The following is a 14125-nucleotide window of genomic DNA, read 5'->3' as shown; positions in this document are numbered from 1 at the left end:
GCGCCGTTTTTATGGCATACTCCCCGCCAATCGATGCCGAGGAGACCCTTTGATGGCGAAGTACGACAAGATTTCCCCCGAGACCCAGCAGGAGGCGATGAAAATTGCCCGTGCCAACCAGAAGCCGGGGCAGACCAAGGAGCAGACCCAGCTGATCGCGCAGGGGATCCAGAAAGGCATAGACGAATACAAGAAACAGATGAAGGTGCGGGCCCGCGAGGCCAGCCGTCAGAAAAAACTGCAGGCCAAGGCCAAACAGTCCCACGCAGCGCCGCAGGATGAGGAACCGGACGACATCGTCGAGCTGGTCGAGGTTTCCCGCCAGCATCCGCTGCCCTGGCTGCTGCTGGCCGTCAGCTGGCTGGGCTTTGCCGCCTGGTTCTGGCTGCGCTGAAGCCCCGGCCGACAAACCTTTGCCCGGGATCTGCTTCACAGCCCGGGCCCTTGTGGCTGGTCATCCCCGCCCCGGGCTGATTAAATCCCGCCACTGCTGCTCACGCCTTTTTTCAGGATACCCGTTATGAATCCGGCTCCACTCTACCTGCTGGCACCCCTGGTGCTGTTTATCGTGACCCTGCTGCTCTATCGCATCTCGCCGCTGCGCGCCGTTGCGGCCGGCAGCGCCCGCTGGTTTATTCTGCCGGCCTTCACCCTCTTCATTCTGCTCATCATCATCAATGGTGCGGCAGACCCCAGCCTGCGTAACCCGGCCTTTCACTGGCTGATGCCGGGGCTCGGCTTCGCCCTCAGCCTGTTCCCGGCCCTGCCCAAGGCGCTGGTGCCGCGCCTCGCCATCAAGGAGGGAGCCTTCGCCGCCCTCGGCCTGATGTTGATGAGCCTGGCCATGGTCTACTGACCGGCTCGCCACTGATGCGAACATGACTCAAGGGGCACTCTGTGACGGGGGCCCCTTGTACAAACAATGGCCTGCAGGCATCTTGGGAGGAGGATAGCCAGCAAGGAGGCCAGATGGACAATCCGCCCGATTTCATGGCGCAGTGGGATTATCGGGATCCCGCCGCCAGCGCCCTGCGTTTTCATGCCCTGTTGCCCGAGGCGCGCGCCGCCGCCGATCTGCAGTACGAACTGGAACTGCTCACCCAGATAGCCCGCACCCATTCGCTACAACGCCAGTTTGCACAGGCGCACCAGCTGCTCGACGAGATAGAACCCCGCCTCACCGACGCCACCCCGCGAGCCCGCCTGCGCGCCCTGCTGGAGCGTGGCCGCACCTTCAACTCCGCCGGCGACAAGGCCAGCGCCAAGACGCTGTTTGAGCAGGCCTGGCAGCTGGGGCTCAAGCACAAGGAGCTTTATCTCGCCATCGACGCCGCCCACATGATCGCCATCGCCGCCCCGCTGGAAGAGCAGAGCCGCTGGCATCAGCTGGCGATGGAGCTGGCCGAGCGCAGTACCGATCAAAAGGTGCGCGGCTGGCTCGCCACCCTCTACAACAACCAGGGCTGGACCCTGTTCGAGCTGGGTCGTTTCGATGAGGCCAGGGGCTTCCAGCAAAAATGTCTGGCCTGGCATGAGCAGCACAACAACCAAGCCAAGGCGTTTATCGCCCGCTGGAGTCTGGCCCGCCTGCTGCGGGCCCAGGGTCAGCACGAACAGGCGCTGGCCGACCTGATGCAGCTAAAGGCCGATATGGCGGCCGCCGGGGTGGCGGAGGATGGCTATCTGTTCGAGGAGCTGGGGGAGAATGCGCTGGTACTGGATGAGCCGGCGGCGGCCGAATACTTCTCCCGCGCCTGGTTCCTGCTCTCGCAGGATCGCTGGCTCAAGGCCAACGAGGCCGAGCGGCTGGCCCGCCTCAAGCTCCTCGCCAAGCTCTAGCGAGCGACCGCCACAAACGCAGCGGGGCGGCCAATCGGCCGCCCCGCACATTTTATTCCCCGGGAGGGTGAACCCCCTCCCGACACCGACCTCACGCCAGACTCGCCTCTTCCCAGCCCTGTTTCTTGCGATAGATGGTGGAAGGGCTTATCTCCAGCAACGCCGCCGCCTTGGGGATGTTGCCGTCACAGCTGGCGATGGCCTGCTCTATGGTCTCTTTCTCCACCAGCCAGAGCGGGCGGATCGGGGCATTGGTCGCCACCACGGCACCGCTGCCGGTCGCTGCCGCAGCGGGGATCGCCGCCAGCAGACTGGCACGGCTGCCGTTGAGCGGGGGCGGCAAGATGTCGGGGCTCACCAGCTCGCGATCGTTGAGCACCACTATGTTGCGCACCACGTTCTGCAGCTCGCGCACGTTGCCGGGCCAGGGGTAATCGAGCAGCACCCGCGCCGCCTCGGCATCGAAATCCTTGAAGCGCTTGTTCTCTTCCTTGGCATAGCTCTGCAGCAGGGTTCGCGCCAGCAGCAGTATATCCTCGCCCCGCTCGCGCAGCGGCGGCAGGCTGAGGGGGATGACGTGCAACCGGTAGTAGAGATCCTCGCGAAAACGCCCCGCCTTCACCTCCAGCAGGGGATCCCGGTTGGTGGCGCAGACGAAGCGCACGTCCACCGTCTCCAGCTTGCCGCTGCCGACCCGCTGCAGGGTGCCAGTCTGGATGAAGCGCAGCAGCTTGCTCTGCAGGTCCAGATCCATCTCGCAGATCTCGTCCAGAAACAGGGTGCCGCCATCCGCCAGGCTGGCCGCCCCCTTGCGATCCCCCTGCGCACCGGTGAACGACCCCTTCACGTGGCCAAAGATCTCGCTCTCCATCAGGTCGTGGGGAATGGCGGCGCAGTTGAGGGCGATGAAGGGCTGCTCGCGACGTGGGCTGCACTGGTGGATGGCCTCGGCGCACACCTCCTTGCCGGTGCCGCTCTCGCCGGTGATGAACACGGTCGCCTTGCTCGGCGCCGCGCTCTCGATGATGCGATAGACCGCCTGCATCGGCATGGAGGCACCGATGAAGCCGGCAAACGAGCTGCGCTCGAAGTTCTCCCGGTACTGGGCCACCAGCGAGCTGAGCTGCTGGTGCTTGAGGGCATTGCGCGCGGTGGCGCACAGCCGCTTGCCGTCGAACGGTTTGGTCAGAAAGTCGAAGGCGCCGAGCCGCATCGCCTCCACCGCCACGTCCACCGAGCCGTGGGCGGTGATCACCACCACCGAGCAGGGCAGCTGCTGTTCGGTGATCTGCTGCAGGATGTCCATGCCGGACATGTCGGGCAGCTCGAGATCCAGCAGCACCACCGGCGGCGGGCTGCTCAGCAGCTGCGCCAATGCCTGCTGGCCGCAATCGGCCCGCAGCACCTCGTAGCCATCCTGGGCCAGATACTGTTCATAGACCACCGCCAGACTGCGGGTATCTTCCACCAACAGGACTCGAGGTTTGCTTTCCGCCACGGGAGCCATCCTTGCAATTGATTTTGTTGTCTATTTCGGGTGTCGTTCGCCATGTTAGCACAGTTGGCGATACTCTCTTTTATCCCGCCATTCGGGCGGAGTTACAAGTAAAAACGGCTCCCTAAGGAGCCGTTTTTTCAACGTTTTCCGCTTACTTCTTGGCGTTGTCGCCATCGGCAGCCGGCTTCTCGATAGCCAGCAGCTCAACGTCGAATACCAGCACGGCATTGGCCGGGATGGAACCCGCACCGTGTTCGCCATAGGCCAGCTTGGACGGCAGGAAGAACTTGAACTTGGAACCGACCGGCATCAGCTGCACGCCTTCGGTCCAGCCCGGGATCACCTGGTTGAGCGGGAAGGTGGCCGGCTCGCCGCGATCGACGGAGCTGTCGAACTTGGTACCGTCAGTCAGGGTACCGGTGTAGTGGACCTTGACGATGTCGGTGGCCTTCGGCTTGGCGCCGGTACCCATCTTCTCGACCTGGTATTGCAGGCCGGATTCGGTGCTCTTCACGCCCTCTTTCTTGGCGTTGGCAGCCAGGTACTCTTCACCCTTCTTCTGGTTTTCCACGGCATCCTTGTCAGCCTTGGCCTTGGTCAACTCGTTGATCTTGGCGTCGTACTGCTGCAGAACCTTCTGGATCTCCTCGTCGGTCATCTTGGCTTCTTTGCCCAGACCGTCGGTCACACCCTTGAGGATGACGCTGTTGTCCAGCTTGATGCCGAGTTCCTGCTGACGTTCCAGGGTATTGGCGATATAACGACCCATGGAGAGGCCAATTGCATAGCCGGATTGCTCTTCAAAGCTCTTGGCTTCAGCCTTGGGGGCCTCTGCCGGCTTGCTGGCTTCTGCCTTGACCTCTGCGGTATTCGCAGCAGTCTTCTCGTCTTTTTGGCAAGCAGTCAGACTCACGGCAACTGCCGCGGCCAACAGGGACACCTTCAGAAAATTGTTCATCAGTTTCTCCAAAACTCTAAATACCGCTCTCGGTTCCTTCGTGAAATGAGAGGTTTATCGTGATAAGCGCCTTATACTAACGCCGTGATCGCAGGTAACGAAAGCATGAGACAGGAAAAATGATAAAAAGTGCCATTTATCTCGTCGCGATTTGCCTGATGCTGACAGGCTGCGAACAGAGCTCATCGCCGGACCGACAACTGACCCTCGCCAACCAGGGGCTGCTGAGCGCCGATCTGGCCAGCGACGGCAAGCAGGCCATCGTCTCCAGCCTGAGCCAGGGCACTGTGGTGTGGGACCTGGAACAGGGCAAGGAGCGCTGGCGCTGGCGCCAGTCCGACAATCCGGACAACTTCATCATCATCACCCGTTTCTCGGCGGACGACAGCCACGCCGTGACGGCCACCCCCGACAGTTTCGGGATCTGGCGCCTGCAGGATGGCCAGTCGCAAGGCTACTATTCGCTTCCTGAATCCAGGCTGAGGGACATCGCCCTGTCGGCCGACGGTCGCCAGGTGCTGATCGGCCGAGAAGACGGCAAGGCGGAAGTGGTGGATACCCGCACCGGCCGCCGGCTGCAGTTTCTCGGCCACACCGAGCAGGTCAACACGGTGGATCTCTCCCCCAACGGCCGCTACGCCCTCACCGGCGGCAACGACTACAGTGCCTACCTGTGGGACACCCGCTCAGGCCAGGTGGTGTGGCGCTTCAACCATGCCGGCCGGGTGGTGCTGGCCCGGCTCGACCCGAGCGGACGGCTCGCCTTCACCGCCGACAGCCGCCAGGCCAGCATCTGGGATCTGACAACCGGCAAGGAGCTGAGCCGGCTGCAGTTCGATCACCGCTTCGAGGTCTACACCGCGGCGCGTTTTGCCAACGACGGCAAGTGGCTCATCACCGGCGCCCCCTCCCGCCAGCTCTCCCTGTGGCAGGTGAGCGACGGCAGCCTGCTGCAGAGCTGGCGCGTCTCGCCCCATCCCAGGGTGAAACCGCCGAGCGCAGTGGTCTACGGCGTGGCTTTGCGCGACAATAGCCACCTTGTCAGCGCCAGCTCCAGCGGCCTGGCCGAAATCTGGACTATCAAGTAAGGACCAAAAGGCCCATGAGTCAGCAATTAAACGATCGCCTCGAAACCCTGGAAAGCCGCCTCGCCTTCGCCGAATACACGGTGGAGCAGCTCAACGACGAGGTCACCACCCAGGGCCGCGAGCTGGATCGACTCAAGCATCAGATCCAGCTGCTGGTGGACAAGCTGCAGAGCGTGCAGCCAAGCCAGATCGCCAGCATGGCCGAAGAGACCCCGCCACCGCACTACTGATGAGTGCCAGCCATAAAAAAACCCGCGTAAGCGCGGGTTTTTTTATCATCGGCAATGCCGTGATCAGTGCTGATGGCCCTTGCCACCGCAACCGCCGCCACCGCAGCAGCCACCGTGGCCGTGGTCGTCGCCGTGGTCATGACCGTGATCGTGGCCATGATGACCACCACCGCAGCAACCGCCGTGCTCATGACCGTGGTCGTGATCATGGTCGTGGCCATGATCGTGACCGCAACCACCGGCACCGTGAACGTGGCCGTGGGCCAGCTCTTCGGCAGTGGCGGCGCGCACGTCCTTGATCTCGACCTTGAAGCCCAGGGTCACGCCAGCCAGCGGATGGTTGCCATCCACCTTGACGAACTCTTCGGACACTTCGATCACGGTCACCGGGCGGTGGCCATCGTCGGTCTCGGCCACAAAAGTATCCCCTTCAGACACTTCCATGCCGTCGAACAGCTCGCCGGGCACTTCCTGCACCAGGTTCTCGTCGTACTGGCCATAAGCCTGCTCCGGCGTCAGGGTGACGTCGAACGCCTCGCCCACGCTGCGGCCTTCCAGCTCGGCTTCGAGGCCGGAGACCAGATAACGGGTACCGTGCAGATACACCAGAGGCTCTTTACCGACAGTGGTGTCGATGACTTCACCGTGTTCGTCGGTGACCGTGTATTCCAGCGTAACCACGCTCAGGGGAGCTACTTTCATGTCAGGGATCCTGCGGATAGAAAAAAACGGGCCCAGAATACCTCAAAAAGGCAGACAAGCATATGGTCGGTCCGGCTTCAGCATGATGAAAAAGTCATCAACAGCCACCAGCCCGACCGGCGTGCCATCACCTTGAGGCCGGCACTCACTCGGGACGAAACACGCCGATTACCTGTTCCGTCTCCCGGGTCACCTTGTCCACCTCGGCCTGGGTCTGTACCTGGGTATCCCCGCACTCGACACAGGTCACCTTCTCGACTCCATGCTCCATATACAGCATCATGGTGTCCATTTTGCCGCACGCCGGGCAGACCGCACCGGCAATGAAGCGCTTTTTACGTCTGGTTTCCATTTTCGTTACCTCCAGGCAGCATCATATCAGGGTTTTTACATGCATCACGCCATCGAATATCAGCATTTTTCCACTTCGCATCTGCAAGTCGGTGCCCGCAAGCGCGTGCCGGTGGGCCAGCTGCTGCGGATCACCCGGGGCGCGGCGCTGCTGCGACTCGGCGCCCATGAGTGGCTGATGCCGACGGGAAGCCACTTCTGGCTCTGTGCCGATGCCCTGGCCGCATTCACCCCGCTGGCGGGCTGCCAGCATGATCTGCTGACCTGCTCGGTACGTGTGGAGCAGCCCGAGCGGGCGGGCTGGCTGCAGCCCACCCCGCTGCTGACGGCGCTGCTCGACGGCCTGGCCCAGTGGCAGCGCCCCCGCGACTGGCAAGGGGCCTACGGCCACCGCTTGCAGGTAATTCTCGATGAGCTGCCGGCCTGCCCCATTGCCTCCCAGCCAGACAATGCCCTGCAGGCCGCCTGGCAGGCGTTGGCAAACGGTCAGGAGGGCAGCGATGCGGCATGGCAACAATGTCTGGCGCAGCGTGGCCTCAGCGACCCGGCGCTGGCGGGCGATGCGCTGCGCGCCCAGTGGCAGCTGCTGCAGGCGGTGCGGCTGCTCAAGAGCGGCAGCCAACGCGCCCAGGTGTTGAGCAAGCTGGGTTATGGAGATGAAGCCGCGCTCACCCACGCCTGCCAGCAGTGGCTCGGCACCCCGCTGGAGGCGTTGCAGGCGCGCTGAACACCCCGCCCATGAGGGCCCCAGGCAGTGCGCACAGGCGCGGATTGCGGCAATAAATGGATGAAATGAGTCCAGTTTTGCGGCCAATGGTCGTTAATAACCACAAGGCCATTTCTTCTATAATCCTTTATGCTAGGGGCCTGAATTGACTGATACCGTTTTGACTCACAGGACATCTGCCATGAAAAGCAAGGCCAACCAATCCCAGGGCATGTTGCTGTTTCATCTCTCGGCCAAGCAATCCTTCGCCATCGGCACCCTCAAGGTGAAAGAGATAGTGCCCTACACCCAGCTGACGGCCATGCCGCACTCGCACCCGACCGTGCTCGGCGCCGCCAGCATGCGTGGCACCACCATCCCGGTGATCGACATGGCCATGGCGGTTGGTTATCGCCCGATCAGCAAGGAAGAGATGCCGCACTGCTTCATCATCATCACCGACTGCCGCCGCACCCTGGTGGGCTTTCTGGTGCGCGGCATCGACAAGATCACCGAGTGCAACTGGCGCGACATCGAGCCGCCGCCCGCCACCCTCGGCCACAACGTGTTCGTCACCGGCGTGACCCGGGTCAATGACCAGCTGATCCAGTTGCTGGACGTGGAGCTGATCCTCTCCCGGGTCTATCCGGACGATCCCAGCCACCTCTACCCGGTGCTGACCGACGTGCAGCGAGAGCGGATCAAGCCGATGCGGATCCTGCTGGTGGATGACTCCTCGGTCGCCCGTCGCCAGCTGATGGCGGCGCTGGACTACATCAACATCCCCTATGAGGTGTGCACCAACGGCAAGGATGCGCTGACCCTGATGCAGACCCGCGCCAGCCAGAAGACCCCCATCGACATCCTGGTGAGCGACATCGAGATGCCGGGGCTCGACGGCTATGAGCTGGCCTTCGAGGTGCAGAGCGACGCCAAACTGGCGGGCGCCTACATCATCCTGCACACCTCGCTCTCCAGCGAGATCAGCGTAGAGCGGGCCCATCAGGTGGGTGCTCACGAGGCGCTGACCAAGTTTGAAGCCAACGAACTGATCCAGGCCATGCTGCGCGGTGCCGAGCACCACGACAGCCTGCCGGCCTGATCCCGACGGCGAGAAGCCCGGCTTCTCGCCGTTGCCTTTTCTGTCCCTGTCACCCCGCGGACCCAGCATGCTGATCGAAAGCCACTTCCACGCCCCCTGGTGGGCGCGCAATCCCCATCTGCAAACCATTTTGCCCAAGTGGCTGCGCCGGCAACCGGCCCGCTTCGTGGCGGAGCGCTTCGAGCTGGCGGATGGCGACTTCGTCGATCTCGCCTGGAGCGGCGAGATCAGCCGGGATGAGCGACCGCTCATCGTGCTGTTTCACGGGCTGGAGGGGAGCATTCACTCCCACTATGCCAAGGGACTGTTCGCCCACCTGCAACGGCAGGGCAACGAGGCGGTGCTGATGCACTTTCGCGGCTGCAGCGGCGAGCCGAACCGGCTGCTGCAGGCCTATCACTCCGGCGCCATCGAGGATGCCCAGGCGCTGATCGCCGAGCTGGGCCGCCGCTTTCCCGGCAAACCGCTCGTCGCCATCGGCTATTCGCTGGGGGGCAACATGCTGGTCAATCTGCTGGCGCGCGCCTGCCCGAGCGAGCTGACGGCGGCGGTGGTGATCTCGGCGCCGCTGCGGCTGGACAGCTGCGCCGATCGGGTCAATCAGGGCTTCTCGAGGGTCTATCAGAGCTATCTGCTGCGCACCATGCGCCACAACCTGCAGCAGAAGATCCAGCGGCAGGCGGCGGCCGGTGCCCGCTGGCAACCGCAGCAGGTGCGCGCCATCGCTACCCTGCGCGACTTCGATGAGCAGGTCACGGCGCCACTGCACGATTTTGACAGTGCCGATCACTACTATCAGCGCTGCTCGGGCTTGGGGATGCTGGCGCAGATCCCCATACCCACCCTGGTGATCCACGCCGCCGACGATCCCTTCATGACCGAGGCGGTGATCCCGCAGGCGGAGCAGCTCTCCCCCATGGTGCGCTACGAGCTGAGCCGCCAGGGCGGCCACGTGGGCTTTCTGCACGGTACCCCCTGGCGGCCGCGATTCTGGCTGGAAGAGCGGATCAGCCAGTGGCTGCGGGAGCAGACTCAGGGGGCGAGCCGGTAGCCGTTGCGGCCAGCCTCCTTGACCTGATAAAGCGCCTCGTCGGCACGCACCAGCATGTCGGCGATGCCATCCTGCCCCCCGTGCCACAGGGCGATGCCCTGACTCACGGTGACCCGATCCGACACCTCCGACTGTGCATGGAGGATGTGTCGCCCAGCCAGCGCGGCGGCAATGCGCCTGGCGATGGCGCTGGCGGCCAGCGCATCGGCACCGGGCAGCAACAGCACGAACTCCTCCCCGCCATAGCGGGCCACCACGTCGGCCGGCTGGCGAATGGCCTCGCGCAGGCAGTCGGCCACCGCGATCAGGCAGTTGTCCCCCTGCAGATGGCCGTAGTGATCGTTGAAGCGTTTGAAGAAGTCCACGTCCAGCAGCAGGATGGCAAACTCGCCGTGCTGCTCTCTCGCCTCCTGCAGGATCTGCTCGCCGACGTTGTCGAAGTGGCGCCGGTTGGCCAGCCCGGTCAGCGGGTCCCGCTTGGCCATGGCATCGAGCTGGCGGGCCAGGGTCAGGTTCTCGTGCTCACGGGACACCGCCAGTTCGAACCAACCGTTGAGCATGCGCCTGCCCGTCTCCAGCATGATGATGAGACAGCCCACCGCCATCCAGTGCACCGCCGGAAACGGCACCTTGACCAGCAGCGCCTCCAGCAGCAGAAACAGCAGCGGCGGGGTGCTGAAGCAGTAGAACAGCCGCACCTCGCAATAGAGCGCCACCAGCGCCGTCATCAGCAACATGCTGATGAGATCGAACGCCAGGCTGAAACCGCCTCTCAGCTCCACCAGGGCGATGGCGTAGCCGAGCAGCGCCCAGCCAGTCCCCCACAGCAGGGCGCCGGCACGCAGGCAGGGTTGCCAGATGGCGGGGGGCTGGCGGGAGAGCCAGTGCCAGAACAGCGGAAACGACAGGCAGGCCAGCGTCATCAGCACCAGCTGCACCTCGTAGCTCCAGGGCAGTACCCGGACCACCACCAGATGGGCGTCCTGATAGACATAGAAGCGCGCCAGCAGGAACAGGATCGCCAGCTGGTTGACGGCCCAGAACCAGCGCAACCCCTTGCTCAGGGCGTGACGGCGAGACTCATACAGATGGTGCTCGAGGTGGCTGGAGAGACGACGTTGTTCGTCAGATAGCATGTTCATACCTGCTTGCTGCCATATAAATCCCTTGCGCTTGCTGCCGACAGATAGACAATACCCGCTCTCTGGTAACGGAAGATGAAACCATGATTATCCCCTGGCAAGAGCTGGATGCAGACACCCTCAACAACCTGCTCGAGCACTTCGTGCTGCAAGAGGGCACCGAGTACGGCGAACATGATGTCAGTCTGGCCGACAAGGTCGCCGATGTCAGGACACAGCTGCAGCAGGGGCTGGCCGTGATCGTTTACAGCGAGCTGCACGAAAGCGTGAACATAGTGCCCAAGGCGACCCTCGACCGGGCTCAGGTGGACGATATACCGGAATAGCCGGCCCATTGCCATCCCGATCTGGGTCTTGCCAGCCAGGCAGACATGTTGGCGGCACGAACCCGACAGTTCCCGCCGGGCTGGCGGCTCCTTTTCAGAAAATAAAAATGGCCCTCCGCACTGGCGGAGGGCCATTTTTATTTTGAACAGCGTGATAGGGCCGGATGTTATGCATTGATTGGTGCCCGCGGCAATATGCTGCAGGGAAATAGGCCATATCAATACCGGTTTAATTAATAGTGGCGGCCATGCAGAGAACCTGGCCATAGCGGCAATATAAAATTAATAAAGTGAATCAGCTCACAATATTAAATAAATATGACAACGACGCTCACCAACAATAGTGACATAAATAGTCTTGTTCAGCGTGAAGAGATGCCGCACTGCCATTGCACTGAAACATGGCGGCAGCGTGGCATGGTCTTTTTATTTCATTACCGATTCGCCCCGCCCAATGGCGTAGTAATGAAAACCATGGTCTTTCATCCGGCCCGGATCAAACAGGTTGCGGCCATCGACGATCAGCGGATAACGCAACGCCTGCTTGATGGCGGCAAAATTGGGCGCCTTGAAGTGGTTCCATTCGGTGCAGACCACCAGGGCATCCGCACCAAACAGCGCCGCCTCCTTGGTGCCCATCAACCGCAGCTTGTCACAGTTGCCATAGATCTGCTGGGCCTCCTGCATCGCCTCGGGATCGTAGGCCTGCACGGTCGCCCCGGCCTGCCACAGCGCCTCCATCAAGGCCCGGCTCGGCGCCTCGCGCATGTCGTCGGTGTTGGGCTTGAACGCCAGCCCCCACAGGGCGATGGTCTTGCCGGCCAGGCTCTCCCCTTCGGCGCAGAAGAACGCTGACAACAGCTGAAACAGCCGTGATTTTTGCAATTCATTGACTCGCTCCACCGCCCGGATCAGCGGCGTGTCGTACTCCAGCTCCTGGGCCGTGGCCAGCAAGGCTTTGACATCCTTGGGAAAACAGGAGCCGCCATAGCCGCACCCCGGGTAGATGAACTGATAGCCGATGCGCTGATCCGAGCCTATCCCCTGGCGCACCATCTCGATGTCGGCGCCGACCCGCTCGGCCAGCCCGGCCATCTCGTTGATGAAGCTTATCTTGGTGGCCAGCATGCAGTTGGCGGCGTACTTGGTCAGCTCGGCGCTGCGCACATCCATGAACAGGATGCGGTCGTGATTGCGGTTGAACGGCTCGTAGAGCTCGCGCATCAGCTGGCGGGAGGCCTCGTTGGCGGTGCCCACCACGATGCGATCCGGCCGCAGGCAATCCTGGATGGCGGAGCCCTCTTTCAGAAATTCGGGGTTGGAGACCACATCGAAGGCGAACGACTGATCCCGCTGCTGCAGGATGGCGTTGACCCTGGCGGTCACCTTGTCGGCGGTGCCCACCGGCACGGTCGACTTGTTGACGATGATGACGGGCCGATCGCGATACTGGGCGATGGTCTCGGCCACCGTCAACACGTGGCTCAGATCGGCGGAACCATCTTCCCCCGGTGGCGTGCCTACCGCCAGAAACTGCACATCGCCGTGTTTGACGGCCAGCACGGCGTCCGTGGTGAACACCAGGGCGCCGCTCTTGATGTTGCGCTGCAGCAGGGATTCGAGACCGGGTTCATAGATGGGCACCTGGCCATCCGTCAGGGCTGCCACCTTCTGTTCATCGACATCGACACAGATAACCTGATGACCGACGTCGGCCAGTACGGTGGCCTGAACCAGGCCCACGTAGCCACTTCCAAATACAGTAATGTTCATATTGATACAACCAAAATGTCAGAGAAAATGTAATTTGGAAAAACAAGAGTTGGGGGGGTTATAAATATTTATCACATTACCTAAGATGACCGCACCAGTTAATTGTTACCAGCTGTTTCTGGACCATTGCAGGCCCGCTTTTATATACGTTATGTTGAGTGCAATTTTTGGGGCTGCCCGCTTTTACGGGCACTGATTAATATTCTTCGTTGGATCTCTTATGCAAGATTTTCTGCCATTTTCGAGGCCCGCCATCGGTGATGCCGAGATAAGTGCTGTCTGTGACGTATTGAAATCGGGCTGGATCACCACGGGCCCGAAGAATCATGAACTGGAACAGCAATTCTGCGACACATTCGGCTGTCAGCACGCGGTCGCGCTCTGCTCCGCCACCGCCGGCATGCACGTCACCCTGCTGGCGCTGGGCATAGGCCCGGGAGATGAGGTGATCACCCCCTCCCAGACCTGGGTCTCCACCATCAACATCATCACCCTGCTGGGGGCCGAACCGGTCTTCGTCGACGTGGACCCGGATACCCTGATGACCAGCGCCGATCTGATCGCGCCGCTCATCACCGCCAACACCAAAGCCATCATCCCGGTCCACTACGCCGGCGCCCCGGTCGATCTGGATCCGATCCTGGCGCTGGCCGGCCAGCACGGCATAACGGTCATCGAGGATGCCGCCCACGCGGTCGGCACCCGCTATCGGGAACGCTGGATCGGCGCCAGCGGCACCGCCATCTTCTCCTTCCACGCCATCAAGAACCTGACCTGCGCCGAAGGGGGCATGCTGGTAACCGACGACAAGGCACTGGCGGACAAGGTACGGATGCTCAAATTCCACGGCCTGGGGGTGGATGCCTTTGATCGCATGAGCCTGGGCCGCAAGCCGCAGGCGGAGGTGATCACCCCGGGCTTCAAATACAACCTGGCCGACATCAACGCCGCCATCGCCCTGGTGCAGCTGGCGCGCCTGCCCGAGCTCAACGCCAAGCGGGCCGAACTGGTGGCCCGCTACCAGGAGCGGCTGGCCGGTCTGCCGCTGGCGCCGCTCGCCGTGCCGGGCTACCCCCACCTGCACGCCTGGCACCTGTTCATGGTGCGGGTCGACCCGGATCGCTGCGGGCTCGACCGGGATCAGCTGATGCAGGCACTGCAGGAGCGCGGCATCGGTACCGGTCTGCACTTTCGGGCAGCCCACACCCAGAAATACTACCGCGAACGCTACCCGACCCTCAGCCTGCCTCATACCGAGTGGAACTCGTCACGCCTGTGCACCTTGCCACTCTTCCCGGACATGACGCTGGCCGACGTCGATCGCGTGGTCGCGGCCCTTATCGACATATTGGAGTAACG

At 62.5% G+C, this 14125-nt stretch carries 16 protein-coding genes; 10 read left to right on the top strand and 6 right to left on the bottom strand.

All coding sequences use genetic code 11. The features are described from left to right. Nucleotides 1-52: 52 nt before the first annotated feature. From PG881_RS13765 to PG881_RS13755, 3 genes are all read left to right on the top strand, one after another. The gene (locus tag PG881_RS13765) at nt 53-394 is read left to right on the top strand and encodes a DUF2956 domain-containing protein (protein ID WP_252411018.1); all 342 of its coding nucleotides are present in this window, start codon (nt 53-55) and stop codon (nt 392-394) included. A 126-nt stretch (nt 395-520) separates the two neighbouring features. After that, a complete protein-coding gene (locus PG881_RS13760; protein WP_005303968.1) occupies nt 521-856 on the top strand; it encodes a hypothetical protein in 336 nt (111 codons plus the stop codon). 113 nt (nt 857-969) lie between these two features. Further along, entirely contained in the window at nt 970-1839 is an 870-nt protein-coding gene (locus PG881_RS13755; protein WP_270800672.1) for a tetratricopeptide repeat protein, read from the top strand. A 91-nt stretch (nt 1840-1930) separates the two neighbouring features. Here the strand turns inward: PG881_RS13755 and PG881_RS13750 are convergent, their stop codons facing one another. Both PG881_RS13750 and fkpA read right to left on the bottom strand, forming a co-directional pair. Next, on the bottom strand, nt 1931-3337 hold the full coding sequence (locus PG881_RS13750; RefSeq protein ID WP_029303793.1) for a sigma-54-dependent transcriptional regulator: 1407 nt from the start codon (nt 3335-3337) through the stop codon (nt 1931-1933). Nucleotides 3338-3488: 151 nt separating this feature from the next. Further along, complete coding sequence (fkpA, locus tag PG881_RS13745) at nt 3489-4295, bottom strand: FKBP-type peptidyl-prolyl cis-trans isomerase (protein ID WP_011704938.1); 807 nt, start codon at nt 4293-4295, stop codon at nt 3489-3491. Nucleotides 4296-4414: 119 nt separating this feature from the next. Here fkpA and PG881_RS13740 point away from each other — a divergent pair, with 119 nt between their 5' ends. Further along, on the top strand, nt 4415-5383 hold the full coding sequence (locus PG881_RS13740; RefSeq protein WP_077095340.1) for a WD40 repeat domain-containing protein: 969 nt from the start codon (nt 4415-4417) through the stop codon (nt 5381-5383). A gap of 14 nt (nt 5384-5397) precedes the next feature. Continuing rightward, nucleotides 5398-5613: a SlyX family protein gene (locus PG881_RS13735; RefSeq protein WP_011704936.1), complete on the top strand. Its 216-nt coding sequence runs from the start codon at nt 5398-5400 to the stop codon at nt 5611-5613. A gap of 63 nt (nt 5614-5676) precedes the next feature. On the opposite strand, the gene PG881_RS13730 is transcribed toward PG881_RS13735, so the two are convergent. Further along, entirely contained in the window at nt 5677-6315 is a 639-nt protein-coding gene (locus PG881_RS13730) for an FKBP-type peptidyl-prolyl cis-trans isomerase (RefSeq protein WP_011704935.1), read from the bottom strand. Nucleotides 6316-6460: 145 nt separating this feature from the next. Continuing rightward, nucleotides 6461-6667 (bottom strand): YheV family putative zinc ribbon protein, encoded by a 207-nt coding sequence (locus PG881_RS13725; protein WP_011704934.1) that lies wholly within the window; start codon nt 6665-6667, stop codon nt 6461-6463. A gap of 39 nt (nt 6668-6706) precedes the next feature. Between PG881_RS13725 and PG881_RS13720 the strand changes: the two genes are divergently transcribed. The 3 genes from PG881_RS13720 to PG881_RS13710 all read left to right on the top strand — a co-directional run bounded on the left by PG881_RS13720 (nt 6707) and on the right by PG881_RS13710 (nt 9525). Next, nucleotides 6707-7393: a hypothetical protein gene (locus tag PG881_RS13720; protein ID WP_270800669.1), complete on the top strand. Its 687-nt coding sequence runs from the start codon at nt 6707-6709 to the stop codon at nt 7391-7393. Nucleotides 7394-7574: 181 nt separating this feature from the next. Beyond that, nucleotides 7575-8474: a chemotaxis protein gene (locus PG881_RS13715; RefSeq protein WP_011704932.1), complete on the top strand. Its 900-nt coding sequence runs from the start codon at nt 7575-7577 to the stop codon at nt 8472-8474. Between the two features lie 67 nt (nt 8475-8541). Continuing rightward, entirely contained in the window at nt 8542-9525 is a 984-nt protein-coding gene (locus PG881_RS13710; RefSeq protein ID WP_270800667.1) for a hydrolase, read from the top strand. Here PG881_RS13710 and PG881_RS13705 read toward each other — a convergent pair. Further along, nucleotides 9507-10667 (bottom strand): sensor domain-containing diguanylate cyclase, encoded by a 1161-nt coding sequence (locus PG881_RS13705; RefSeq protein WP_270800665.1) that lies wholly within the window; start codon nt 10665-10667, stop codon nt 9507-9509. The genes PG881_RS13710 and PG881_RS13705 overlap by 19 nt on opposite strands. A gap of 83 nt (nt 10668-10750) precedes the next feature. On the opposite strand from PG881_RS13705, the gene PG881_RS13700 reads away from it, so the two are divergent. Next, nucleotides 10751-10993, top strand: coding sequence for a YheU family protein (locus PG881_RS13700; protein WP_011704929.1), 243 nt, complete (start codon nt 10751-10753; stop codon nt 10991-10993). Between the two features lie 426 nt (nt 10994-11419). On the opposite strand, the gene PG881_RS13695 is transcribed toward PG881_RS13700, so the two are convergent. Next, nucleotides 11420-12766, bottom strand: a complete 1347-nt coding sequence (locus tag PG881_RS13695; RefSeq protein WP_270800660.1) for a UDP-glucose dehydrogenase family protein — start codon at nt 12764-12766, stop codon at nt 11420-11422. 220 nt (nt 12767-12986) lie between these two features. On the opposite strand from PG881_RS13695, the gene arnB reads away from it, so the two are divergent. Then, complete coding sequence (gene arnB, locus PG881_RS13690) at nt 12987-14123, top strand: UDP-4-amino-4-deoxy-L-arabinose aminotransferase (protein ID WP_270800658.1); 1137 nt, start codon at nt 12987-12989, stop codon at nt 14121-14123. The last annotated feature ends 2 nt before the right edge of the window (nt 14124-14125 follow it).

Origin of the sequence: Aeromonas sp. QDB54, assembly GCF_027707385.1 — a bacterium.
GTDB lineage: Bacteria > Pseudomonadota > Gammaproteobacteria > Enterobacterales > Aeromonadaceae > Aeromonas > Aeromonas hydrophila.
This window is presented reverse-complemented; position numbering and strand designations above follow the sequence as displayed.